The sequence below is a fragment of the Litorivita sp. NS0012-18 genome, from assembly GCF_040371945.1.
Taxonomy (GTDB): domain Bacteria; phylum Pseudomonadota; class Alphaproteobacteria; order Rhodobacterales; family Rhodobacteraceae; genus Litorivita.
This window is the reverse complement of record NZ_BAABWS010000002.1, coordinates 550816-573942: the sequence shown is the minus strand read 5'-3', so window position 1 is coordinate 573942 and position 23127 is coordinate 550816. Positions and strand designations below refer to the sequence as shown.

Sequence of the window (23127 nt, the reverse complement as noted above, 5' to 3'; positions counted from 1 at the left end):
CAACGCTTGAGAAAAGGACGCTAAACAATGGCTACCAAACCGTTTTTCCGCCGCCGCAAAGTCTGCCCCTTCTCGGGCGACAATGCACCTGCGATCGACTACAAAGACACGAAACTGCTGCAGCGCTATATCTCTGAGCGTGGCAAGATCGTTCCGTCGCGCATCACCGCCGTTTCGGCCAAGAAGCAACGTGAGCTGTCGCGCGCCATCAAACGCGCCCGCTTCCTCGCCCTGCTTCCCTACGCCGTGAAGTAAGGAGAAAGCACATGCAAGTTATCCTTCTCGAACGTGTGGCCAAGCTTGGCCAAATGGGTGACGTCGTTGACGTCAAATCCGGCTATGCGCGCAACTACCTGTTGCCGCAGGGCAAGGCGTTGACCGCCTCTTCGGCCAATGTGGCAAGCTTTGAAGCGCAAAAAGCGCAGCTCGAAGCGCGCAACCTTGAGACCAAAAAAGAAGCCGATGCACTGGGCGCCAAGCTCGATGGGCAGCAGTTCATCGTCATCCGCTCGGCTTCTGACGCCGGTTCGCTCTACGGTTCGGTCACCCCGCGTGACGCCGCAGAAGCCGCCACCGCCGAAGGCTTCTCGGTGGACCGCAAGCAGGTCGCTTTGATCAACCCGATCAAAGACCTCGGCCTGCACGACGTGTCGGTCAAGCTGCACCCCGAAGTCACCGTGACCATCGTCATGAACGTCGCGCGTTCGGTGGAAGAAGCCGAATTGCAGGCCTCGGGCAAATCGATCCAAGAGCTCGCAGCCGAGGCGGAAGCCGAAGCGGAATTCGAGATCGCCGAGCTGTTCGAAGACATCGGCGCGGCCGCAGCGGAGGACGACGAACTGGTCGAAGCCGCCCCTGCCGAAGAGACCCCTGCCGAGGGCGAAGAAGAGGCGTAAGCCTTTTCAATGCAACGATAAATTCAAAGGGCCGCGCAGAGATGCGCGGCCCTTTTTACGTGCCGCGCAGGCGGTTACTGGCCGAAATTCTCGCCCGCCTCTTGCGGCATCATCCGCACCAGACGCGAGGTTTGCACGCCCGCTTGGCGGTGGCGCATGGCCTTACGATATTGCGGGTCATAGACCATTTCGACAAATGCGGCGGGGCTGGGATATTCGGCGATGAAACACAGGTCCCAAGCCTCCGATCCGTCCTTGGGCCCGATGACCATCAGCTCCATCTTGCCGCGCCACACGATGCGCCCGCCGAGGCGGTCGAACACCGGCTGGCTCTCGCGGCCATAGGCGGCATAGGCCTCGGCGCCGCTGCAGGTGCTGCCGTCCTCATAGGTGGCGGTGGTTTTGAGTTTGACCAAGTTGAGCATATGGATCGGCCCTGCCCGATCATCGGCTTTGAAGGCCTCGAATGTGGCCTTGTCGAACCCCAGATAGTCCATGTTCTTCCTCCCTCGCGCGGCGCGGGCCGAGCGCCGTTTTGGCGCGTCGGTATCACGTCGGTATTTTGTCGGTATCGCGTCGGTGCGAAACGGCCCCGCCATCGGGGCGCGCACCGGCGATAAGGCGCAGTGTGGCGCGGCGCGCGGGGGGATGACAAGCCCTCCTGCGCCCGAACCGCGCCCGCATGGTCTTGTCAGGGTCTTTTGTCAGGGACTTTGGCAAGATCGCGCCGCAATGTCCCGCGCGGGCGGGTGCCGGAGCCGCAACGCAAAAGGGCCGCCCCGAACGGGCGGCCCTTCGCAATAGATATCGATCCGGCGCGCGGATTATTCGTCGTCGAGCGCCTCGACGGCTTTTTGCAGATCGTCTTTGCTGATCTCTTTTTCGGTGACTTTCGCCAGCGAGAAAGCGTGATCGACAACCTTATCCTCGAACAAAGGCGCGCGCAGCTGCTGTTGCATCTGCTGGTTTTGCTGGATGAACTCGAAGAACTGACGCTCTTGACCCGGATATTGGCGGGCTTGGTTCATGATCGCTTGGGTCATCTCGGCGTCGGTCACTTCGACTTCGGCTTTCTGGCCCAGATCGGCGAGCAGAAGGCCAAGGCGCACGCGGCGTTCGGCCAATTCGTTATGCTCGGCGGTCGGCTCGATGGGATCGTGGTTGTGATCGGTCACATCGGGGTTTTCCTCGTGCCACAGCTGGTGCGCGATCTGACCGGCTTCGGCCTCGACCAAGGAGGGCGGCAGGTCGAAAGAGACCTCTTTGTCGAGCGCATCGAGAAGCTCGCGCTTCATCAAGGCGCGCGCGGCACCGGCATATTCGGCCTCAAGGCGCTCGGCGATCTGGCCCTTGAGCGCGGCGAGGTCTTCGGCACCGAATTTCTTGGCCAATTCGTCGTTCACTTCGGCGGCTTTGGGTTCTTTGACCGCTTTGATGGTGCAATCGAACACGGCCTCTTTACCGGCGAGGTTTTCGGCTTGGTAATCTTCGGGGAAGGTCACGGTGACGGCTTTTTCCTCGCCCGCTTTCACGCCGACAAGCTGCTCTTCGAAACCGGGGATGAAGCTGCCGGAACCAAGCACCAGCGGGTAATCTTCGGCCGAGCCGCCGTCGAAGGCGACGTCATCGACTTTGCCGAGGAAATCAAACACGACCTGATCGCCGTCTTTGGCCTTGGAGCCTTTTTTGCGGTCTGCGAAATCTTGGGCGGTTTCGGCCAGATTGGCGAGCGCCTCGTCCACTGCAGCGTCATCGGCCTTGGCGACGAGTTTTTCAAGCTTGAGCTTGGCCAGATCCACTTCGGGGATTTCGGGCAGTTTTTCGTAGGACATATTGACCAGAACGTCGTCGCCCTCTTTCCAGTTCTCGCCATCGGCCATTTTGACGTCGGGCTGCATCGCGGGGCGATCACCGGTTTTTTCGAAATGCTCGGACATGGCGCCGTCAACGGCTTCTTGCATGGCTTCGCCCAAAACGCGCGGGCCGAATTGCTTTTTCAAAAGCGCCATCGGGACCTTGCCCTTGCGAAAGCCCTTCATTTCGACTTCGGGCTGCGCTTCGACCAGCTTTTCGTTGACTTTGGCATCGAGCTCCGCCGCGGTGACGGTGATCGAATAGGCGCGCTTGAGGCCTTCGTTGAGGGTCTCGGTGACCTGCATGTTCTCGTCCTTTACATCTTCATCCGGCGAGGCGCTCCGCGCCCCTATATAAATCAAGCGCCCTTCTAGGTGCGGCGCGCGGCGCATGCAAGCAGAGTCTTGTGCAGCAAGGCGCAAGGCGGGCATTTTTGCGCCCTGCGCCCCCGCGCGCAGTCTTTGGCGGCGCGCGGCGCAGGTTTTTGAAATCCCTGTCTATTTGCGCCCGATTGCGATAGGTTCGTTTTGTTGGATAATTTCATCCAACGGATTTATGGGAGTATTTTTATGAAGCGTATCATTGGGTCTTTGGTTCTTGCAGGCACCGTCGCGGCGGCGGGGCTTGCCAATGCGGCAACATACACAATCGAATATACATCGACCGTGGAAACCGGTCTGGCCGGATATTTCGAGGCGGGCGACACCGTGACCGTCAGCCTTTTGGCCGACAATGGCGGCTCGTCGATCTCCACGGTTTTCACCGATCAGGACTTCCTCAGCACGACGATCACCATCGGCAGCTATTCGGCCTATTGGGGGGCGGGGACGGAATATACGTTCGGCGGAAACACCGGCGTGACCCGTTTCAGCACCGATGCCGGCGGCAATATCTCGGGCAGCAGCACCTTCTATGGTTCCTTCACCGATAATGGCGTGGATAACTTTGGCGCCTCTGCCTACCACTATAACACCGGTTTAGGCGTGTCGGGCGGATCCAACTTTGGCTTCGCGGATCCCTATTCAGAGGCCGGCAACTGGTCGATTTCCGAAGCCGCCCCTGCGGTGCCGCTGCCTGCGGCGATGCCGTTGCTGCTCGTCGGTCTGGGCGCTCTGGGCTTTACCGCGCGGCGCAAGAAAGCCGCATAAGCGATTGGGATATAACAACAAACGGGCTGCATCTGCGGCCCGTTTTTTTTGTGGCTGTGCAATTTTGTGGCCTGCGCGGGCGGCCAGCGATCAAAGCTGCCGCATCGGCGCCCTGCCGCGTGCCATTTTGCCGTGACGGGCGGCTGTGTGTGTTGAAAACCTGTGGTGCGGGTGAAGGGACTTGAACCCCCACGCCTTGCGGCGCCAGAACCTAAATCTGGTGCGTCTACCAATTCCGCCACACCCGCATCCGCCCGCCCCGCGCCTGCGCGCCGTGGTCGGGTGAGCCGTGCAATAGCAAATCCTCAAACCGGTGGCGAGTGGAAAATCACGCCTTGATCGAGATGGCGCAGGGCGGCGGCGCGGGCCTTGCCGAAAGGGGGCTGGCGCGGTCGGCACTGCTCAAATGCGACATAAATCGCCGCGCCCGCCCGACGTAGGGTAACGAATTCTTGGCGATTGACTTGCTACACGGGGTCCAAACCCGTTTCAAAACCCGAGGTCACGCATGTCCCGTATCGTCACAAGGCTCTCCATCGGTCACATCATGTTTTTGTTCATCGCGATCGGATTCGCGGTGGCGCTGTTTTTCGCGCAAATGCAGCTTCGCGACAAAATGGACCGCTCGCGCGAGCTTGGCTCGTTGCCCCATTACGCCGCACTGACGCGCGAGGTGGGCAAATTGGTGCATGAGTTGCAAACCGAACGCGGCATGAGCGTGGTCTTCCTCACCTCTCGGGGCGAGAAATTCACCGCAGAATTGCAAGAGCAACGCAGCCGTGTCGATCTGGAACGGGCGACGTTTGACGCCGATATTGCCGAGGCCTTGCCGCTTTTGCCGCCCTCCGCCGCCGAGCGGGTGCAGGCGCTTTCGCAACATCTGGCCACGCTTCTGGCGGGGCGCGCGGCGGTGGACGCCTTCGAGATTGCGCCTTTGGAAGCGGCGGGCAATTACACCAATTTCCACCATGCGGCCTTTGCCGCTGTGGGCGATCTGGCGCAAAGCGTGCCGTCGGGGCGGCTGTCCTATCTGATGCAGCGCCATTCGACGCTTCTGGCCGCCAAGGACATGGCGGGGCTGGAGCGCGCGGTGGGCGCAGGCGGGCTTGAGGCCGCCTCCGGCGACACCGGCACCGGCGTTTTCGAGATGCAAACCCTCGCGCGGTTTCGCGGGCTGATCGACCAGCAACGCGCCTTGCAAAACCACATTCTGGCCACCTCCAACGATTCGGTGGGCGCGCAGTTGCAAGAAGCTCTGATGAGCGATGCGGCGCTGCAGATCGACGAATGGCGCGCCTATATTCTCGATGATGATGCCTTGGCCATGGGCGAGATCACCGTCGACAAATGGTTCGCCGCCATCACCACCAAGATCGAAGCCCTGCTCGCGCTCGAGAACGCAAGTGGCGAGATTTTGCAAGCCGACGCCGATGCCGCAGCTGGCGCAGCGCAGGCAGCCGTGATGCAAAACTTCATCCTTCTGGGCGTGGCCCTGCTCTTGTCCGGTGTGTTCTGCTTTGCGATTTATCGCAGCTATCGCAAGGCCTTGGCACAAATTCTCGCGCCGATGGCGGAATTGGCCGATGGCAATACCGATGTGTCGATCCCCGATGTGCGCCGTCATGAATTGGGCCAGATCGCCAGCGGGTTGCGGGTGTTTCGCGACAATGGTGCAGCGCGCCAAGCCGCGATTGCCGCCGAGGATGCGGCGCGCAAAACCGCCGTCGAGGAAATCGCCGAGGTGATTGCCCGCTGCAAGGAGGGGCAATTCGACCTCTTTATCGATCTGCAAAACAAGTCCGGCACCTTCCACACGCTCAGCGCCGCGATCAATGACATCGTGAAACTGTCGGGCGAGGCGATCGAGACGCAGCAACGCTTTGAGGCCAAGCAGCGCGCCGAGCGCGAAGCCGCCGCCGAGCGCGATGCCAAGGCCTCTGCCGAATTGGCCAAGGTTGTCGAGGCCTGCTCGAACGGGGATTTCTCGCAGCGCGTGCCCGAAGAGGATAAGGTCGGCACCTTCCTTGAATTGTCGCAAGGCGTGAACCGGATTTCGCAGGTGACGCAAAGCGGGCTGGAAGACATCCGCATGGTTCTGGCCGGATTGGCCGAGGGCGATTTGACCCGCGAGATGCGCGCCGATCACCAAGGTGTGTTCCGCGATATCCGCGACGCCGCCCATCGCACCACGCAGGTTCTGGCCGAGATCGTCAATGACATCACCGGATCGGCGCGGCTGGTCGGAGAGACGGCGGACAACCTCGGGCGTTCGGGGGTCGAACTGGCCGCGCGCACCGAAGAGCAAAACGCCGCCGTGCAATCGTCGAGCGAGACCATCTCGGCCCTCGCCCGCGGGGCCAGCGACAATGCCAAAGAGGCCGATGGCGGCGCGAAAATGGCGCAGACCCTGCGCGATGTGGCCGAAGGCGGCGCCCGCACGGTCAGCGAGGCGATCACCGCCATGGGTCATGTGGAAACCGCCTCCAGCCGCATTGCCGAAATCACCAGCACCATCGACGAGATCGCCTTCCAGACCAATCTTCTGGCGCTCAATGCCTCGGTCGAGGCGGCGCGGGCCGGATCGGCGGGCAAGGGCTTTGCCGTGGTGGCGACCGAGGTGCGCGGGCTGGCGGCGCGCTGCGCCGATGCATCGCAACAGATCGCCGCGCTGATCGCCGAGAACGTGCGCGAGGTCGAAGGCAGCGCGCGCCATGTGAAGGGCAGCGGCGAGGTTTTCGAACAGATCCAAGAGGGGATCGAACCCTTGGTGGTGATGATCTCGGCGATTGCCGAACGCTCCAGCGCGCAAAACGAGCGCGCGCAAACCGCGCAGGGCGCCGTGGCCGAAATCGCCGTGGCCACCAACCAGAACGCCGAGTTGACACAGCAATATGCCGCCGTCACCGAGACCCTCGCCCGCAACAGCGAGACGTTGCGCGATCTGATCGGCTTCTTTAGCGTCGATGGAACGGCAAAAAGCGACGGTTACGACGATTTCGCCGGAGACGAGGCCGGCGCGGGTTATGACGAGGCTGATGTCGCCTGATCCTCGCATCTCTCTCGATTCATTGAGGAAACACCCTAATGCGCGCCCATGGCATCGCGGTCACAACCGCGGCGCAATGGGCGCGCGGGCCGTGAAATGCCCTAGGAATGTCCTTAATGCTGCCTTAATCTAGGTTAATAAATTGAGGCAGATAACAGCGAGAAACGCCATGAAACCGAATACGGTCCGGCGCACCGCAGCAGAGCAATCTGCCGAGGCAGCGCATAGTGAAGAACTCCAACGCAACCAAGGCCTTATGGCCGGTAGCGTCGTCTTGACCCTTGAAGGCGAAATGCCGGTGGAATTCCTATCCCCCGGAGATCGGGTCATCACCCGTGACAGCGGCATGGCCGTGGTGCGCGCCGTGCACCGCCGTTTGGCGCATATCGAAACCGTTCATATCAAGGCCGGATCTTTGGGCCATGCGCGCCCCGAAAGCGATGTGACCTTGCCCGCGAGCCAAGAGGTGCTGATCCGCGATTGGCGCGCCGAGGCGCTGTTCGGCAGCAAACAGGCATTGGTGCCCGCGCGCCGTTTGGCCGATGGCGAATTTGTCACCTTGCAGGCCGCCCGCGACGTGACGCTGCATATCGTCGAATTCGACCGCGAACATGTGATCTATGCCGACGGGCTTGAGGTCTCCTGCCCGCTTTTGCAAGCGCGCCGTGTCAAGGCCGAGGCGGCCTGAGCCGCGCTATTTCAAGCGTCTCACAGGTTTCACGCAAAACGTGACCTAAATTTCAACAAGGCTCCCGCTTGATCGGGGGCCTTTTTGCATATGAGAGCCGCTTCAGGTGAGGCCAAGTGCGCGCATCACCAGCGGCAATTGCTCGGGCAGGTCTTCGGCGATCAGCCCTGCCCCGAAGCTGCGCGCGCAGTCCACATGCAAAGTGGCCGCCATTTCGGCGCAGCGCGATACCGGCACTCCCCGCGCCAAAAGCCCCGTGATGAACCCCGCCAGAACATCGCCCGATCCGGCGGTGGCCAGCCACTGCGCGGCGCGATCATAGTGCGCCGAGGCGAGGATGGCGCGCCCGTTCGGATCGGCAATGACGGTATCGGCGCCCTTGAACAAAACCGTGCAGCCCGCCGCGGCGGCGGCCTCGCGTGTGGCATCGACCTTGGAATAGGCGGGGCCGGAGACCGCGGGGGCGGATAATTTGGCGGCAATCTCGGGGAAAAGACGCGCAAATTCGCCCGCATGGGGCGTCAAGATACACTCCTCATGCAGCAAACCCATCAGATCAGGATTTTGCGACAGGGCGGTGAGCGCATCGGCGTCCAGAACCATGCGCCGCCGCGCCTCCAAAGCCGCCGGCAATAAGGCCGCCGCGCGCTCCACCCCCAATCCTGGCCCAAGGCAGATGGCATTGATGCGCGTGTCGGTCAGCGCGGCGCGCAGGTCCTCGGGGCTGTCGATGGGCAGGGTCATGACCGACGTGACCTGCGCCGCGACTTCGGGGATTGCGGCCTTGGGCACGCCGAGCGTCACCAACCCCGCCCCGATCCGCAGCGCCCCGCGCGCCGCCAATCGCGCCGCGCCGGTTTTGCCCGAAGCGCCGCACAGAACCAGCGCATGGCCGTAGGAATATTTGTGCGTGTCGGACGTTTTCGACAAAATCGCGGGATGCGGCGCAGCGGCCAGCCTGACAGATTGGGGAGGCGCAGGTGTGGCGGCCCCCAGCCCGATATCCTTGACCACCAGCTTGCCGCAAGCGGCAGGACCATCGGCAAGGTAATGCCCCGCCTTGGCCGATTGAAAGGTCACGGTGAGAGCGGCAAAACGGGCCTCAATAGCCCCTGCGCCGTTGGGATCGGCCGACAAAATACGCCCGCTATCAAGGCACAACCCCGAGGGCGCATCGACGCTGACAATTTGCGAGGCGTAATCCTCGCCGCCGGACCCGCCGAGGTGGCGCAACACCTGCGCCAGTTCCCCATCCGGCGCGCGGCTCAGCCCCGTGCCGAAAATCGCGTCGATGTAGAGATCGGCGATGTTGCGGCCGCCCGTGCGAAACGCGCGTTCGCTGAGCGGCAAGACCTCTCCCATGGCACTCCAGCGTTCAAAATTCGCCCGCGCATCGGGGGGCAGTTTGGCCGCATCTCCATATAGAAAGACCGTGACCTCCCATCCGCTTTGCCGGAGCAGTCGCGCGATGACAAAGCCGTCGCCGCCATTGTTGCCCGGCCCGCACAGCACCACGGCGCGGTAGGAGGATTTGGCCAGATGTGGCCAATGCGCCATGATCGCCTCGACCACGCCGCGCCCCGCGCGTTCCATCAATTCAAGGCCGGTGACCGCGCCTGAGTCGATGGCGGCGGTCTCGATGGCGCGCATTTGGGCGGATGTGAGCAATTCGGACATATGGTTTCCTGCGACAAAGGCGGTCGGGACGCGATAATCGTTTTTAAACTGCGTAAATTTTACGCACAAAGCGCAATATTGAGGCAGCTACTCTGGATTCCCCTTGGCTCCCAGCGTAGAGACAGCTTAGCCAATTGAGGCGGCTGGGGGAAAGTGATCTCACCGCCATGACAGAAAACGAGGAGGCCGCCCGTATGAAAAAGATCGAAGCGATCATCAAGCCGTTCAAGCTGGACGAAGTAAAAGAAGCGTTGCAAGACGTTGGCGTTCAGGGGCTATCGGTGATCGAAGTCAAAGGGTTTGGCCGTCAAAAGGGCCATACGGAATTGTATCGCGGCGCGGAATATGTCGTCGATTTCCTGCCCAAAGTGAAAATCGAAGTCGTGCTCGAAGACGATCTCGTGGATGGGGCCATCGAGGCCATCATCGCCGCGGCCAAGACCGACAAGATCGGCGATGGCAAGATTTTCGTCTCGCCCGTCGAACAAGCCATCCGCATCCGCACCGGCGAAAGCGGCTCTGACGCGATCTGATCGCGCACCCAATTGCGCGGTGCGTCCCCATTGGCGCGCCGCCGCGAATACCACCATTTCCAAACGAGAAGGGACAAGGGAATGAGCATTCAAGCAGTTCTCAAGCAGATGAAAGACGAAGAGATCGAATATCTCGACGTCCGTTTTACCGATCCGCGCGGCAAGTTGCAGCACGTCACAGTGATCTGTGATGAGGTCGACGAAGATTTCCTCGAAGGCGGCTTTATGTTCGACGGCTCGTCGATCGAAGGCTGGAAATCGATTGAAGCCTCGGACATGAAATTGGTCTTCGACACCGAGAGCACCTATATCGATCCTTTCTATGCGGAAAAAACGCTCTGCATCCATTGCTCGGTTGTCGAGCCGGACACCGGCGAATCCTATGCCCGCGATCCGCGCGGCACGGCGCAAAAGGCCGAAGCTTACCTCAAATCCTCGGGCATCGGCGATGCGGCCTATATGGGCCCCGAAGCGGAGTTTTTCCTCTTCGACAACGTGAAATACGCCAACACGATGAACAAAGTGTCCTATGAAGTCGATGCAATCGACGGCGCATGGAACACCGACACCGACTATGAGATGGGCAACATGGGCCACCGTCCGGGCGTCAAGGGCGGCTATTTCCCCGTCAACCCGACCGACGAATCCCACGACATCCGCGCTGAAATGCTCTCGACCATGAAGCGTCTGGGCATGAAAGTGGACAAGCACCACCACGAGGTTGCCTCTTGCCAGCACGAGCTTGGCCTCGTTTTCGGCACGCTGACCAAACAGGCCGACGAGCTGCAAAAATACAAATATGTTGTGCATAACGTCGCCCATGCCTACGGCAAAACCGCGACCTTCATGCCCAAGCCCATCGCAGGCGACAACGGCACCGGTATGCATGTGAACATGTCGATCTGGAAAGACGGCAAGCCTTTGTTCGCAGGCGACAAATACGCCGACCTGTCGCAAGAGGCGCTGTATTACATCGGCGGTATCCTCAAGCACGCCAAGGCGCTCAACGCCTTCACCAACCCCTCGACCAACAGCTACAAACGCCTGATCCCGGGTTTTGAAGCGCCGGTTCTGCGCGCCTATTCGGCCAGCAACCGTTCGGGCTGTGTGCGTATTCCTTTCGCGGAAAGCCCCAAGGCGAAACGCGTCGAAGCACGTTTCCCCGACCCCGCGTCGAACCCCTACCTGTGCTTTGCGGCGCTGCTGATGGCCGGTCTTGACGGCATCAAGAACAAGATCGATCCGGGCGAAGCCATGGACAAAAACCTCTATGATCTGCCGCCTGAAGAGCTGGCCGATATCCCGACGGTTTGCGGCTCCTTGCGCGAAGCAATGGAAGAGCTTGAAAAAGACATGGACTTCCTCTTGGCCGGTGACGTGTTCACCAAAGACCAGATCGAAGGCTATATCGACCTGAAGATGGAAGAGATCGAGCGCTACGAGCACACGCCTCACCCCGTCGAATTCCAAATGTACTATAGCTGCTAATCCCTTAGGATTGCTGCGAAACGAAGGGGCGTCCATTGCGGGCGCCCCTTTTGCGTTCGGGCGGCATTCGGGCGGCGTGCCTGCGTGCCCTGCCCCTATGGGCTTGCCCCGCGCGCCGCGCCCGCTAAAGTCGCGGGGGAGTTACCATTTCGCCTTGGGGGGCCGTTTATGTCGCATCTGTTGAAAACCACCTGCATCGTTTTGGCGCTGGGTCTGGCCGCGCCCGCCGTCGCCGCGCCTTGCGGCAATACCTCCGCCGGTTTTGAGGCGTGGAAGGCCGCCTTTGCCAAGGAGGCGAAAAAGGCGGGGGTTAAATCCAAAGGCCTCGCGGCGCTCAAGGGCACGCAATATGCCAGCCGCACCATCGCCGCCGATCGCAACCAAAAATCGTTCAAATACAGTCTCGAAAAATTCATGCGGGTGCGCGGCGCCGACACCATCGTGGCGCAGGGGCGCAAACGCAAGGCGCGCGATGCGGCCTTTTACGGCGGGCTGGAGAAACGATATGGCGTGCCTGCGGGGGTGATTTTGGCCATTCACGGCATGGAAACGGGGTTTGGCAATTTCATGGGCGACAGCAATGTCGTCTCCTCGATTGCGACGCTGGCCTATGATTGCCGCCGCTCGGAGTTTTTCACCGGCCACACGCTCGCCGCCTTGCGGCTTGTGGATCGCGGCGTGGTCTCGCCCAAAAGCATCGGCGCGAAACACGGCGAGTTGGGCCATACGCAATTCTTGCCTGGCAATGTGGAAAAATACGGGGTGGACGGCAATGGCGACGGGCGGCTGGATATGAACAACCTCTCCGACGCTTTGGCCTCGACGGCGAATTTCCTGTCGAAAAAGGGTTGGAAGCGCGGCAAGGGCTATCAGGAGGGCCAGCCGAATTTTCGCGTGATCAAGGAATGGAACGCGGCGGGGGTTTACCAAAAGGCCATCGCCATCATGGGCGCGCGCATCGACGGATGACTTGACAGGCCCGCGCCCTGCGGCGTAAAGCGCGCCATGGGGTCAGGCCCCCGCCGCGCGCGCCCTTCGAGGGTTTGGTGAAGCCCTGAAACAGATATGCCGTTTCATGACCCTTGGTCACGGATGGATGGAAATGCGCGTCCCGTCTTTGTCATGTGACCCTTTAGGGACTTGATAACATGGATGTTTCTCTACCTTCACGCGAGGCGCTCAAAGCCCAAGCCAAACGTATGCGCGCCGCTTTGGCCGATGCGGGCACCGCGATTTCCCATTCCGCTGCTTTGGAAGCCGTGGCCGCGCAATATGGCTATCGCGACTGGAACACGGCCTTTGCGGCGGCGCGCGATGCGCCGCGCCTGCGGTTTCAAATCGGCGATACGGTCAAGGGCCGCTACCTTGGCCAGCCCTTTACCGGCCGCATCAAGGCGGCGGGCGAGGCGGGCGACAACTGGCGGCTGACCTTGGTGTTTGACGAGGCGGTCGATGTGGTGACCTCGGCGCATTTCTCCAACTTTCGCAAACAGGTGAATTGCACCGTCAACGGCCAAGGCGTCAGCCCCGCGGCCACTTCGGACGGCGAGCCACAGATGCGGATCTTTTTGGGGTAGCTGCGCAGCCGCGGCAGGGCGGCGCGCTATGCGCCGTCCTTCACAACATAGGTATGGATGCCAAAGACCACGGCGCGGCTGTGCGGCAGGCGCAAGATCGTCTGGCGTTCGGCGCGCAGATAGGGGCGCGTGCCGGTTTTGGGTTTGCTATCCGGATGATAGAGGTCGGGGTGGGCATAGCGCAGCGCATTGGAGCGCCACAAAGGCCGCCCCGCTTGCACCCCGTCAAACAGCCGCTGCACGCGTTTGGCGATGTCTGCGCCGTATTCGGGCACCGGATCGTGGATCGCCACCAAGGGGCGGCCCGCCTTTTCATGCAGCCGCCAGTTGGCCGGAAAACACAAAGCCGCAGCGGTGAGAATATGTTCCGCGCTGCCTTCGGGCTTTTGCAGGAGGCAAAAATCCTCTTGGACCAGATGGGCGAGCGTGGCCAAAGGATCGGCGCGGTTGATCGGGGCAACTTCGCCGTCGGGGCGGCGCACCGTGTCTGGCCCCACCTCGAAGCCCGCGTGATCGGCGGCCAGATGCGCCAGCACCAGATCGAGCAATTCCAAAGCCGCTGCTTCGGCGCGCGGCTCCATATAAAACACATCTTTGCGCCGCGCCGCCCAAAGGCGCGCGCGTTCGGCCATCTGCGCGCCGTAGGTTTCATCGACCACAAGCCACGCGCAAGGATCAAGCGGCGCAATCCCTGGCAAGGGGCGCGGGGCCTGCATCTCTTCGGGCAAGGCGCTGTGCAAAATCTCTGTCATGGCGGCAGTTTAGCCGCGCCCGCCGCGCAGGTCACGCCGGATCGGCGTGCTCATATTCGCGTGAGGCGGCGCGCGGCCCACTTGCAACGCGCGCGCGGGCGGGTCAGGTTTGCCCCCTGCACCGCCCCCCTGCGGCGACCCTGCCACATGTCCCTGCCACCTGCCCCCGAAAGAGAACCCCCATGCCCGTCCAACGCGTCAATTTCGAGGGTCACAAAGGCGACCGCCTCGCCGCCCTTCTGGAGATGCCCGAGGGGCCGGTTCTGGCCACGGCGCTGATGGCGCATTGCTTTACCTGTTCCAAGGACCTGCTGGCGCTGCGGCGCATCTCGGCGCGGCTTTCGGCGATGGGCTTTGCGGTTTTGCGCTTTGATTTCACCGGATTGGGCGGATCGGAGGGCAATTTCGGCGCATCTGGGATCGCCGCCGATGTGGGCGATATCACCGCGGCGGCGGCGTTTTTGGCAGGGCGCGATTTGCCCCCTGCGCTGCTGATCGGGCATTCCTTGGGCGGGGCGGCGGCGCTGCGCGCAGCGCCCGCCATCGACGGGCTGCGCGCTGTGGCCACCATCGGCGCGCCCTATGATCCGGCGCATATTTTGCAAAGCATTGGCGCGGATGCGCAGGGCCTCACCGCCCTGCCCCGCGATGAAAGCGCCGAGGTCGATATCGGCGGGCGGGCCTTCCGCATCGGCGGCGGGTTTGTCCAAGATATGGCCGCAGTGGGCGATCCGGCCGCGCCGATTGCCACGCTCGGGCGGGCGCTTTTGGTGCTGCATGCGCCGCGCGACGCCGTCGTCGGCATCGACAATGCCGCACAGATTTTCATGGCCGCCAAACATCCCAAAAGCTTCGTGACGCTGGACGAGGCCGACCATCTTTTGACGCGGCCCGAGGACGCCGAATATGCCGCCGAGGTGATTGCCACATGGGCGGGCAAATATATCCCCCTCGCGCCGCCCGCCCCGCCGCGCGGCGCCCCCGAAGGGGTGATCCGCGTCAGCGAGGCCGATCCGGACGGGTTCTTGCAAGATGTGCAAAACGGCCCCTATCACCATTTTCTGGCCGACGAGCCTTTGGCCTATGGCGGGGCCAATCGCGGCCCCTCGCCCTACGGGCTTTTGGGCGCGGGGCTGGGGGCTTGCACCTCGATGACCATCCGCATGTATGCGCGCAAAAAGAAATGGCCCCTCACCCATGTCAGCGTCGATGTGTGCCACGACAAGGTCCACGGGCAAGACAGCGCCCTTGGCGCGGGCGGCAAGATCGACAGCTTTCGCCGGTTGATCCGGCTGGAGGGGGATTTGACCGCCAGCCAGCGCACCAAGCTTTTGGAGATCGCGGATAAATGCCCCGTGCACCGCACGCTGGAGCGCAGCTCGCGCGTGGTGACCGAATTGGCCGATTAGGCGCGGCGCTTAGGTGAGGAGACGCGTGTAAGTGCTTGTCATCACGTAGTCTTTGCGCGGTCCTGTGACGCGCCATCTGGCGTGCCACTGCGGCGTGGGTGCGGGCTCGATCTGGCCCGCAGCGTCCCCCAGAGCCGTGAAATCATAGCCCACGTCATAGACATCAGGCGGGCAATCGTGATGGGCCACGGGCGCGCGCATCTGCGCATCAAAGCTGTGAAAATAGCGCCCGTCGTCAAACAGCACGTCAATCACGCTGCCCGCGCCCTGCCGCCATAAATAGCGCCGCGTGGCGGCAAAGCTTTGCGCGCCGATGCGCATCTGCCCCGCTTCGGTCAGGGCCAGCGCCGCGCCCTCCCATGCGAAATTCGCCTCGCCGTCAAATTGCGCATCCGGCCCCAGCGCATCCTTGATGCGCCGCGCGATGCGCCAGCGCCCAGCGAAATGCTGCAATCGAAGTGCTGCTTGTGCCATCTGCCCTCTTTTGCCCCTCTGCTGGCCTCTTCTGCGCTGTGCTTCCCTGTGCCGCGCCCGTCTCTTGCGCCTGCAAGGCGAGCTGCCCTTGCCGCGCCGCGCCCTGCCGTTTAAAGACACGGGCGAGACGCTGCCCGCAACCAAAATGATAGGTCTTTGCCCATGATCCCCCGTTATTCTCGCCCCGAAATGGTCGCCATCTGGTCGCCTCAAACCAAATTCCGCATCTGGTACGAGATCGAAGCCCATGCTTGCGATGCGATGGCCGATCTGGGCGTGATCCCGCGCGAGAATGCCGATGCCGTGTGGAAGGCCAAGGATGTGGAATTCGACGTGGCGCGCATCGACGAGATCGAAGCCGTGACCAAACATGACGTCATCGCGTTCTTGACCCATCTGGCCGAACATGTCGGCTCTGAAGAGGCCCGTTTTGTGCATCAGGGCATGACCTCGTCGGATGTGCTCGACACCTGCCTGAACGTGCAACTGGTACGCGCGTCGGATATTTTGATCAAAGGCGTCGAGGCGCTTTTGGAGGCGCTCAAACGCCGCGCGATGGAACATAAAATGACCGTCCGCGTCGGGCGCAGCCACGGTATCCACGCCGAGCCGACCACCATGGGCCTGACCTTCGCGCGCTTCTATGCCGAAATGGACCGCAACCTTGCCCGCCTCAAGGCGGCGCGCGAAGAGATTGCCACCGGCGCGATTTCCGGCGCGGTCGGCACCTTTGCCAATATCGACCCGCGCGTCGAAGAGCATGTCTGCGCCAAACTGGGCCTGTCGCCCGAGCCGATCTCGACCCAAGTGATTCCGCGCGACCGCCATGCGATGTTCTTTTCGGTGCTCGGGGTGATTGCCTCGTCGATCGAAAATGTCGCCATCGAAATCCGCCACATGCAGCGCACAGAAGTGCTTGAGGGGGCCGAGTTTTTCTCGATGGGTCAAAAAGGCTCCTCGGCGATGCCGCATAAGAAAAACCCCGTGTTGACCGAAAACCTCACCGGTCTGGCGCGTCTGGTGCGTATGTCGGTGATCCCCGCGATGGAGAATGTGGCGCTGTGGCACGAGCGCGATATCTCGCATTCCTCGGTCGAACGCGCCATCGGGCCGGATGCCACGATCACGCTTGATTTCGCCTTGGCGCGATTGACCGGCGTGATCGACAAGATGTTGGTTTTCCCGCAAAATATGCTCGACAATATGAATAAATTCCCCGGTCTTGTGATGAGCCAGCGGGTGCTTTTGGCGCTGACCCAAGCGGGGGTGAGCCGCGAGGCGGCCTATTCCATGGTGCAGCGCAATGCGCTCAAAGTATGGGAAGAGCGCACGGATTTCCGCGAAGAGCTTTTGGCCGATAAAGAGGTGGTCGAGGCGCTTGGCGTCGAGGCGATCAACGAGAAATTCGACATGGATTACCATACCAAAAACGTCGATGTGATCTTCAAACGGGTCTTTGGCGAAAGCTGATCCGCGCAAATACCGGCCGCCCTTTGGCGCCTCTTGGCCCCCGCGCAAGGAGACTTCGCGCGGGGGCTTTTTTGTGGTAGGATCGGCATAGAAACATGAGAAAGGACGCCGAAATGAAACTCCTGAAAGTCACGTTTTTCGCCTCTGTTCTGGCTGTGATGCCTGCTTTGGCCTCTGCCTGCGCCGCCTCCAAACAGGCCATGTCTTGCGCCGAGGGCATGGTTTGGGACGACAGCGCCCATAGCTGCATCAAACAGACCAACACCTGAACTCAACGGGCGGAGCGCGGAAATTTTCCCGCTCTTTTCGCCGCTGAGAAAGGAATAATTCACCCTTCCCTGCTTATCTGACGCAAACGTCTATGAGGGACAGGATGAACAACCTGACACCGCTGGCACAGCTGCCCTCGCCCGGAGCCTCGGGCGGCAAGGGACGGCTGACCCGCAAGCAGAAAGCTGCGATCATCGTTCGACTATTGTTGAACGAAGGGGCCGAAGTGCGGCTCAAGGATCTGCCCGAGGATATGCAGATTTCCTTGACGCAGCAGCTTGGCACGATGCGCCATATCACCCGCGATGTGCTCGCGGGGGTGATCTCTGAATTCGCCGACGAGCTTGACAGCATGGGGCTGACCTTCCCGCGTGATCTGGCGGGGGCGTTGGACCAGTTGGACGGGAAAATCTCGCCCCATACCGCCGCGCGTTTGCGCAAAGAGGCGGGCGTGCGCCAATATGGCGACCCGTGGGAGCGGATCAAAGGATTGGGCGTCGAGGCGCTTTTGCCGATTGTCGAAAACGAGAGCACCGAGGTGGCCGCCGTGATGCTGGCCAAGATCGACGTGTCGAAAGCCGCCGAATTGCTCGGCCGTCTGCCCGGGGCCAAGGCGCGGCGCATCACCTATGCGGTCTCGCTCACCGGTGCGGTGACGCCCGATGCGGTGGACCGGATCGGCCTGTCGCTGGCCGCGCAGCTTGATGCGCAGCCCGAGCGCGCCTTCTCCGACGGTCCGGTCGAGCGCGTCGGCGCGATTCTCAATTTCTCGCCCGCCGCAACGCGCGACGATGTGCTCGAAGGGCTGGATGAGGAAGATCAGGTTTTTGCCGATCAGGTGCGCAAGGCGATTTTCACATTTGCCAATATCTATCAACGGCTTGCCCCGCGCGACATCCCCAAGGTCATCCGCGAGATCGATCAGGCCGCATTGGTCACGGCGCTGGCGGCGGCCTCGGCGCAGGGCGGCGAAATGGCCAAATCAGCCGAGTTTGTTTTGGAAAACATGTCCAAACGCATGGCCGATTCCTTGCGCGAGGAAATCGAAGGCGCGGGCAAGATCAAAACCAAAGACGGCGAAGAGGCGATGACCGAGGTGATCAACGCGATCCGCGAGATGGAAGCCAAGGGCGAGGTCTTGCTAATCGCGGGGGACGAGGACGAAGAAGAGTAGCGGCGCGCGGGCCTGCGTCGTCAGCCGGCAGCAGCGGGCCGCTGGGTTTACTTGACGCGGGCCGCGGCAAGGATCGCACCAGGGCCGCGTTTGGCCACCTCTTGCACGATCACCACGGCGGGCGCATCACCGCCGATTTTCACATCCATCATCAGAGGCGCGCGCCCGTCCCACTCGCCGACACGGCTCCATTCGGTGACGATATTGGCGTAATCTACTGTTCTGCCTGCATTTTCCCCGCGCAGGATCTTGACCGAGGCGCTCGGCGTATAGCGCACCACTTGCACCACCATGGGGCGCGACGCGCGCAATGCGGGGGCCGACACCTGCATACGCGCGCCCGAGCGCGCGGCGCTCAGGGTCAGCGCGGGCGCTTTGGCGCCGTGGCGCGCGATGAGCGCGGCGACATCCTTGGCATGGGTGCCGACCACATGATCGGTGCCGCCGACAATCATCTGCGGCGTATAAATCGAGCGGTGTTTGGCTTGGCGTGCATAGGCGCGTTGGCGCGCGGTAAAGGCGGGATCGGCGAATTTGTCTTTCCAGCCGATGTAATCCCAATAATCCACATGCAAGGACAGGGCGATGACATCGGCGCGTTTGGCCAGATCGCGCATCAAGGCATCGGCAGGCGGGCAGGACGAGCAGCCTTGCGAGGTGTAAAGCTCGATCACAACGGGGCTGCGCTCTTGGGCGGCGGCGCGATCCGCGCCCCAAATGCCCCCTGCCGCGATCAGCGGCGCGGCCAGCGCACAAAGGCGCAGCATACCGGCCAGAACCGCGCGGCGCGATGCAAGCGCAAGGGTCGCGCTTTGCGGTTTGGACGAGGAGATGCGGTGGATCAAACCCATGAAGATGCGCCTTTATTCTTGTGGTCTTCTCTTCTTAGACAGGCGCGATTGAAATAACCAATCAAGGTTTCGAGAGAGCGCGTGCCTGCGGCGTGAGAGGCACAGGGGGGCCAAGCGCTGCGCTTGGAAATGTTTAATTTTCTGCTGCCTGCTGCCTGTGCAATCACGCTCAATAACGCCCTAAGTCTGAACAGGGGGTAAAAATTGTGTGCAATGGTATACAAAACCGCAATTCCCCTCTTGATTGCACCGCGCCAATACGGCAGAAGCGAGCCAGCACAACCCTGTTTCACACCGAAAGGGAGGCCAACCATGCCCATCACAGTCGGACAAGACACAGCCAAGACACGCAAAACGCTCAGTGTCGGCGGCTCATCCATTTCCTATTACTCGATCCCCGCCGCGCAAGAGGCCGGACTTGGCGATTTCTCGCGCCTGCCTGCTGCTTTGAAAGTGGTGCTGGAAAACATGCTGCGCTTTGAAGACGGCGGGTTTTCGGTTTCGGTCGATGACATCAAGGCTTTCGCCGAATGGGGTGCCAAAGGCGGCAAGAACCCGCGCGAGATTGCCTATCGCCCTGCCCGCGTGTTGATGCAGGATTTCACCGGCGTTCCGGCGGTTGTGGACCTTGCGGCGATGCGCGACGGCATCAAGGCCCTTGGCGGTGATGCGCAAAAGATCAACCCGCTCAACCCTGTTGATCTGGTCATCGACCACTCGGTGATGATCGACGAGTTCGGCAACCCGCGCGCGTTCCAAATGAACGTCGACCGCGAATATGAACGCAATATGGAGCGTTACCAGTTCCTCAAATGGGGTCAGGGCGCGTTCAACAACTTCCGCGTTGTGCCCCCCGGCACCGGGATTTGCCATCAGGTGAACCTCGAATATCTGGCGCAAACCGTTTGGACCGACACCGACCAGAACGGCGATGAAGTCGCCTATCCCGACACATTGGTCGGCACCGACAGCCACACCACGATGGTCAACGGTCTGGCGGTTCTGGGCTGGGGCGTTGGCGGGATCGAGGCCGAGGCCGCGATGCTTGGCCAGCCGATTTCGATGCTCATCCCCGAAGTCATCGGTTTTGAATTGACCGGCGCGATGGTCGAAGGCACCACCGGCACCGATCTGGTGCTCAAGGTTGTCGAGATGCTGCGCGAAAAAGGCGTTGTCGGCAAATTCGTCGAATTCTACGGCGCGGGTCTGGACCGTCTGCCTCTGGCCGACCGTGCGACCATCGCCAATATGGCGCCCGAATACGGCGCGACTTGCGGCTTCTTCCCGATCGACGGCGAGACCCTGCGCTACCTGCGCAACACCGGCCGCGACGAAGAGCGCGTGGCCTTGGTCGAAGCCTATGCCAAGGAAAACGGCTTCTGGCGCGATGCGGATTACAGCCCGATCTACACCGATACATTGACGCTCGACATGGGCACCATTGTTCCGGCGATCTCCGGTCCCAAGCGCCCGCAAGACTATGTCGCGCTGGATCAGGCCGCTGCGGCCTTCATGAATGTCGTCTCCGAATATCGCGGCACCGATGCGACCGCAGATGCGCAGGACATGGCCGCCGAAGGCCCTGCCCCGACCGCCCCTGCCGATCCGCGCAAATCCCACCCCGTCAAGGGCGAGGATTATGAGCTGACCGACGGGTCGATCGTGATTGCCTCGATCACCTCCTGCACCAACACCTCCAACCCCTACGTGATGATCGGCGCGGGTCTTGTCGCTCGCAAAGCGCGCGCATTGGGGTTGAACCGCAAGCCTTGGGTGAAAACATCGCTCGCCCCCGGATCGCAGGTCGTGTCGGAATATCTTGAGGCCGCGGGCCTGCAAGAGGACCTCGACGCGGTCGGCTTCAACCTTGTCGGTTACGGCTGCACCACCTGTATCGGCAACTCCGGCCCGATCCAGCCCGAATTGTCCGAAGCCATTGCCGCAGGCGATTTGATCGCCACCTCGGTTCTGTCGGGCAACCGCAACTTCGAAGGGCGCATCTCGCCCGACGTGCGCGCCAACTACCTCGCCTCGCCCCCCCTCGTGGTGGCCTATGCTTTGGCGGGCGATATGAATATCGACATCTCCAAGGATCCGATTGCGCAAAACGCCGAAGGCAAGGACATCTACCTCAAGGATATCTGGCCGACCAACCAAGAGATCGCCGATCTGGTCGAGCAGACCGTCACCCGCGAAGCCTTCATGTCGAAATATGCCGATGTGTTCAAAGGCGACGAGAAGTGGCAGGGCGTCGAGACCGTCGACAGCGAGACCTACAACTGGCCGCCCGAATCGACCTATGTGCAAAACCCGCCCTACTTCCAAGGCATGGGCGCCGAGGCCGGTGTGATCTCCGACATCTCGGGCGCCAAGGTTCTGGCGATCTTGGGCGATATGGTCACCACCGACCACATCTCGCCCGCAGGTTCGTTCAAGGACAGCACCCCTGCCGGTCAATATCTGACCGAACACGGCGTGCCGGTGCGCGAATTCAACTCCTACGGCTCGCGCCGCGGCAACCACGAAGTCATGATGCGCGGCACCTTTGCCAACATCCGCATCAAGAACGAGATGCTCGACGGGGTTGAAGGCGGCTATACCCATGGTCCCGACGGCGCGCAGACCTCGATCTTTGACGCCTCGATGGCCTATCAAGCCGCAGGCACGCCTTTGGTCATCTTCGCAGGTGAGCAATATGGCGCGGGCTCCTCGCGTGACTGGGCCGCCAAAGGCACCGCGCTTTTGGGTGTGAAGGCCGTGATCGCCGAGAATTTCGAACGGATCCACCGCTCCAACCTCGTTGGCATGGGTGTGATCCCCTTCGAATTCACCGGCGGCGACACGCGCAAATCGCTGGGCCTGACCGGCAAGGAAACCGTGTCGATTTCTGGTCTGGCAGGGGATTTGAAGCCTTTGTCCAACGTGCCTTGCGAGATCACCTATGCGGATGGCACGACCAAAACCATCCAGCTCAAGTGCCGCATCGATACAGCGCCCGAGATCGAATATGTCGAGAACGGCGGCGTGCTGCACTATGTGCTGCGTAACCTCGCCAAGTCGTAAGACAGTGACGTAAAAACAAAAGGGCCGCGTCAGAGATGACGCGGCCCTTTTTGTATCTATGCCGTGTATCTGCGCTCTGCATCTACGGCGCGCATCTGCGGTTCTGAAAGGCCCGCGCCTGACGCATGCGGCGCAGCCAGTTCTTCTTCAGGCACCTTTGCGGCGGCGCAGCCCAGCCAGCAAGCCAACCCCCGCGAGCAACATGCCGCCCGCTGCGGGCAAGGGCACGCCGCTGACCATGATGTCATCAATGCGCACATTGCCGCCGCCGCCATGGGACAGCGACAGTTGCACCGAGATCAAGGTCGGCGAGAGCGAAAGCGTCCCCGTCAACCCGTCTGCGGCGTAGATGGTGATCAGCGGGCCGACATCGGCAAAAACCGTGAAGGAATTGCCTCCGCCCGCGCTATTGAAGGCGTAGGACAGGCCGTGGAAATAGAACGCGCCATCCGCAGAGGTCATGGCAGCATCGCTATAGGCGCCATTGTTGAGCATCAAACAGGCCCCGCCGCCGGGGCAATTGCTGCTCTCGTTAAGATTGGCGCTGTCAAACGTGAAGCCATCCTCGGTATAGCTACCGGTGCCAGCCGATGTGCCAAAATCAATGGTTTCGGATGGAACGGTCAGAGCCGAAGCGCCCGTGGCAGAAAGGCTAAGCCCTGCCAAAAGCGCAGAAATAAGTGCAGTCTGTTTCATCTAAATTGTCCAAATATTGCAATATAATTGCCACAAATATAACATAATTTGAATAGGTCTG

21 protein-coding genes and 1 tRNA gene are annotated in these 23127 nt (G+C 61.5%); 14 read left to right on the top strand and 8 right to left on the bottom strand.

Annotated features, from left to right (window positions below; genetic code table 11):
• Positions 1–27 precede the first annotated feature (27 nt).
• Positions 28–255: a 30S ribosomal protein S18 gene (rpsR, locus tag ABWV64_RS12385; protein ID WP_353345649.1), complete on the top strand. Its 228-nt coding sequence runs from the start codon at positions 28–30 to the stop codon at positions 253–255.
• An 11-nt stretch (positions 256–266) separates the two neighbouring features.
• Positions 267–896: a 50S ribosomal protein L9 gene (rplI, locus tag ABWV64_RS12380; protein ID WP_353345647.1), complete on the top strand. Its 630-nt coding sequence runs from the start codon at positions 267–269 to the stop codon at positions 894–896.
• 74 nt (positions 897–970) lie between these two features.
• On the opposite strand, the gene ABWV64_RS12375 is transcribed toward rplI, so the two are convergent.
• Together ABWV64_RS12375 and tig are read right to left on the bottom strand one after the other, a co-directional pair.
• On the bottom strand, positions 971–1393 hold the full coding sequence (locus ABWV64_RS12375) for a DUF1330 domain-containing protein (protein ID WP_353345645.1): 423 nt from the start codon (positions 1391–1393) through the stop codon (positions 971–973).
• Between the two features lie 327 nt (positions 1394–1720).
• Entirely contained in the window at positions 1721–3055 is a 1335-nt protein-coding gene (gene tig / locus ABWV64_RS12370) for a trigger factor (RefSeq protein ID WP_353345643.1), read from the bottom strand.
• A gap of 264 nt (positions 3056–3319) precedes the next feature.
• Between tig and ABWV64_RS12365 the strand changes: the two genes are divergently transcribed.
• Complete coding sequence (locus ABWV64_RS12365) at positions 3320–3898, top strand: VPLPA-CTERM sorting domain-containing protein (protein WP_353345641.1); 579 nt, start codon at positions 3320–3322, stop codon at positions 3896–3898.
• Between the two features lie 163 nt (positions 3899–4061).
• On the opposite strand, the gene ABWV64_RS12360 is transcribed toward ABWV64_RS12365, so the two are convergent.
• A tRNA-Leu gene (locus ABWV64_RS12360) sits at positions 4062–4146 on the bottom strand.
• Between the two features lie 260 nt (positions 4147–4406).
• On the opposite strand from ABWV64_RS12360, the gene ABWV64_RS12355 reads away from it, so the two are divergent.
• Complete coding sequence (locus tag ABWV64_RS12355; RefSeq protein WP_353345639.1) at positions 4407–6944, top strand: methyl-accepting chemotaxis protein; 2538 nt, start codon at positions 4407–4409, stop codon at positions 6942–6944.
• Positions 6945–7113: 169 nt separating this feature from the next.
• Positions 7114–7632, top strand: coding sequence for a Hint domain-containing protein (locus tag ABWV64_RS12350; protein WP_353345637.1), 519 nt, complete (start codon positions 7114–7116; stop codon positions 7630–7632).
• A 102-nt stretch (positions 7633–7734) separates the two neighbouring features.
• On the opposite strand, the gene ABWV64_RS12345 is transcribed toward ABWV64_RS12350, so the two are convergent.
• Positions 7735–9309, bottom strand: a complete 1575-nt coding sequence (locus tag ABWV64_RS12345; protein WP_353345635.1) for an NAD(P)H-hydrate dehydratase — start codon at positions 9307–9309, stop codon at positions 7735–7737.
• Positions 9310–9503: 194 nt separating this feature from the next.
• On the opposite strand from ABWV64_RS12345, the gene ABWV64_RS12340 reads away from it, so the two are divergent.
• The 4 genes from ABWV64_RS12340 to ABWV64_RS12325 all read left to right on the top strand — a co-directional run bounded on the left by ABWV64_RS12340 (position 9504) and on the right by ABWV64_RS12325 (position 12907).
• Positions 9504–9842, top strand: a complete 339-nt coding sequence (locus tag ABWV64_RS12340) for a P-II family nitrogen regulator (protein ID WP_353345957.1) — start codon at positions 9504–9506, stop codon at positions 9840–9842.
• A gap of 81 nt (positions 9843–9923) precedes the next feature.
• The gene (gene glnA / locus ABWV64_RS12335) at positions 9924–11330 is read left to right on the top strand and encodes a type I glutamate--ammonia ligase (protein ID WP_353345633.1); all 1407 of its coding nucleotides are present in this window, start codon (positions 9924–9926) and stop codon (positions 11328–11330) included.
• Positions 11331–11498: 168 nt separating this feature from the next.
• Positions 11499–12299, top strand: a complete 801-nt coding sequence (locus ABWV64_RS12330) for a lytic murein transglycosylase (RefSeq protein WP_353345631.1) — start codon at positions 11499–11501, stop codon at positions 12297–12299.
• Positions 12300–12478: 179 nt separating this feature from the next.
• Positions 12479–12907 carry a glyoxalase superfamily protein gene (locus ABWV64_RS12325; protein WP_353345629.1) on the top strand — a complete coding sequence of 143 codons (429 nt, stop codon included), beginning with the start codon at positions 12479–12481 and terminating at the stop codon, positions 12905–12907.
• 26 nt (positions 12908–12933) lie between these two features.
• On the opposite strand, the gene ABWV64_RS12320 is transcribed toward ABWV64_RS12325, so the two are convergent.
• On the bottom strand, positions 12934–13659 hold the full coding sequence (locus tag ABWV64_RS12320) for a heme-dependent oxidative N-demethylase family protein (protein ID WP_353345627.1): 726 nt from the start codon (positions 13657–13659) through the stop codon (positions 12934–12936).
• Between the two features lie 182 nt (positions 13660–13841).
• On the opposite strand from ABWV64_RS12320, the gene ABWV64_RS12315 reads away from it, so the two are divergent.
• On the top strand, positions 13842–15068 hold the full coding sequence (locus ABWV64_RS12315) for a bifunctional alpha/beta hydrolase/OsmC family protein (RefSeq protein ID WP_353345625.1): 1227 nt from the start codon (positions 13842–13844) through the stop codon (positions 15066–15068).
• A 9-nt stretch (positions 15069–15077) separates the two neighbouring features.
• Here the strand turns inward: ABWV64_RS12315 and ABWV64_RS12310 are convergent, their stop codons facing one another.
• Complete coding sequence (locus ABWV64_RS12310; protein WP_353345623.1) at positions 15078–15542, bottom strand: DUF6314 family protein; 465 nt, start codon at positions 15540–15542, stop codon at positions 15078–15080.
• A gap of 162 nt (positions 15543–15704) precedes the next feature.
• Here ABWV64_RS12310 and purB point away from each other — a divergent pair, with 162 nt between their 5' ends.
• From purB to ABWV64_RS12295, 3 genes are all read left to right on the top strand, one after another.
• Positions 15705–17012, top strand: coding sequence for an adenylosuccinate lyase (gene purB, locus ABWV64_RS12305; protein WP_353345621.1), 1308 nt, complete (start codon positions 15705–15707; stop codon positions 17010–17012).
• Between the two features lie 113 nt (positions 17013–17125).
• Complete coding sequence (locus ABWV64_RS12300; RefSeq protein ID WP_353345619.1) at positions 17126–17281, top strand: hypothetical protein; 156 nt, start codon at positions 17126–17128, stop codon at positions 17279–17281.
• Between the two features lie 104 nt (positions 17282–17385).
• Positions 17386–18456 (top strand): flagellar motor switch protein FliG, encoded by a 1071-nt coding sequence (locus ABWV64_RS12295; protein ID WP_353345617.1) that lies wholly within the window; start codon positions 17386–17388, stop codon positions 18454–18456.
• A gap of 47 nt (positions 18457–18503) precedes the next feature.
• On the opposite strand, the gene ABWV64_RS12290 is transcribed toward ABWV64_RS12295, so the two are convergent.
• A complete protein-coding gene (locus ABWV64_RS12290) occupies positions 18504–19307 on the bottom strand; it encodes a DUF1223 domain-containing protein (protein WP_353345615.1) in 804 nt (267 codons plus the stop codon).
• Positions 19308–19619: 312 nt separating this feature from the next.
• Between ABWV64_RS12290 and acnA the strand changes: the two genes are divergently transcribed.
• Positions 19620–22370 carry an aconitate hydratase AcnA gene (gene acnA, locus ABWV64_RS12285; RefSeq protein ID WP_353345613.1) on the top strand — a complete coding sequence of 917 codons (2751 nt, stop codon included), beginning with the start codon at positions 19620–19622 and terminating at the stop codon, positions 22368–22370.
• Positions 22371–22517: 147 nt separating this feature from the next.
• On the opposite strand, the gene ABWV64_RS12280 is transcribed toward acnA, so the two are convergent.
• Positions 22518–23066 (bottom strand): VPLPA-CTERM sorting domain-containing protein, encoded by a 549-nt coding sequence (locus ABWV64_RS12280; RefSeq protein ID WP_353345611.1) that lies wholly within the window; start codon positions 23064–23066, stop codon positions 22518–22520.
• Positions 23067–23127 lie beyond the last annotated feature (61 nt).

Bases quoted from the DNA above. Each gene is read 5' to 3' on its own strand.
- rpsR (WP_353345649.1), top strand. From the start codon at position 28: ATGGCTACCAAACCGTTTTTCCGCCGCCGCAAAGTCTGCCCCTTCTCG.
- rplI (WP_353345647.1), top strand. From the start codon at position 267: ATGCAAGTTATCCTTCTCGAACGTGTGGCCAAGCTTGGCCAAATGGGT.
- ABWV64_RS12375 (WP_353345645.1), bottom strand. From the start codon at position 1,393: ATGGACTATCTGGGGTTCGACAAGGCCACATTCGAGGCCTTCAAAGCC.
- tig (WP_353345643.1), bottom strand. From the start codon at position 3,055: ATGCAGGTCACCGAGACCCTCAACGAAGGCCTCAAGCGCGCCTATTCG.
- ABWV64_RS12365 (WP_353345641.1), top strand. From the start codon at position 3,320: ATGAAGCGTATCATTGGGTCTTTGGTTCTTGCAGGCACCGTCGCGGCG.
- ABWV64_RS12355 (WP_353345639.1), top strand. From the start codon at position 4,407: ATGTCCCGTATCGTCACAAGGCTCTCCATCGGTCACATCATGTTTTTG.
- ABWV64_RS12350 (WP_353345637.1), top strand. From the start codon at position 7,114: ATGAAACCGAATACGGTCCGGCGCACCGCAGCAGAGCAATCTGCCGAG.
- ABWV64_RS12345 (WP_353345635.1), bottom strand. From the start codon at position 9,309: ATGTCCGAATTGCTCACATCCGCCCAAATGCGCGCCATCGAGACCGCC.
- ABWV64_RS12340 (WP_353345957.1), top strand. From the start codon at position 9,504: ATGAAAAAGATCGAAGCGATCATCAAGCCGTTCAAGCTGGACGAAGTA.
- glnA (WP_353345633.1), top strand. From the start codon at position 9,924: ATGAGCATTCAAGCAGTTCTCAAGCAGATGAAAGACGAAGAGATCGAA.
- ABWV64_RS12330 (WP_353345631.1), top strand. From the start codon at position 11,499: ATGTCGCATCTGTTGAAAACCACCTGCATCGTTTTGGCGCTGGGTCTG.
- ABWV64_RS12325 (WP_353345629.1), top strand. From the start codon at position 12,479: ATGGATGTTTCTCTACCTTCACGCGAGGCGCTCAAAGCCCAAGCCAAA.
- ABWV64_RS12320 (WP_353345627.1), bottom strand. From the start codon at position 13,659: ATGACAGAGATTTTGCACAGCGCCTTGCCCGAAGAGATGCAGGCCCCG.
- ABWV64_RS12315 (WP_353345625.1), top strand. From the start codon at position 13,842: ATGCCCGTCCAACGCGTCAATTTCGAGGGTCACAAAGGCGACCGCCTC.
- ABWV64_RS12310 (WP_353345623.1), bottom strand. From the start codon at position 15,542: ATGGCACAAGCAGCACTTCGATTGCAGCATTTCGCTGGGCGCTGGCGC.
- purB (WP_353345621.1), top strand. From the start codon at position 15,705: ATGATCCCCCGTTATTCTCGCCCCGAAATGGTCGCCATCTGGTCGCCT.
- ABWV64_RS12300 (WP_353345619.1), top strand. From the start codon at position 17,126: ATGAAACTCCTGAAAGTCACGTTTTTCGCCTCTGTTCTGGCTGTGATG.
- ABWV64_RS12295 (WP_353345617.1), top strand. From the start codon at position 17,386: ATGAACAACCTGACACCGCTGGCACAGCTGCCCTCGCCCGGAGCCTCG.
- ABWV64_RS12290 (WP_353345615.1), bottom strand. From the start codon at position 19,307: ATGGGTTTGATCCACCGCATCTCCTCGTCCAAACCGCAAAGCGCGACC.
- acnA (WP_353345613.1), top strand. From the start codon at position 19,620: ATGCCCATCACAGTCGGACAAGACACAGCCAAGACACGCAAAACGCTC.
- ABWV64_RS12280 (WP_353345611.1), bottom strand. From the start codon at position 23,066: ATGAAACAGACTGCACTTATTTCTGCGCTTTTGGCAGGGCTTAGCCTT.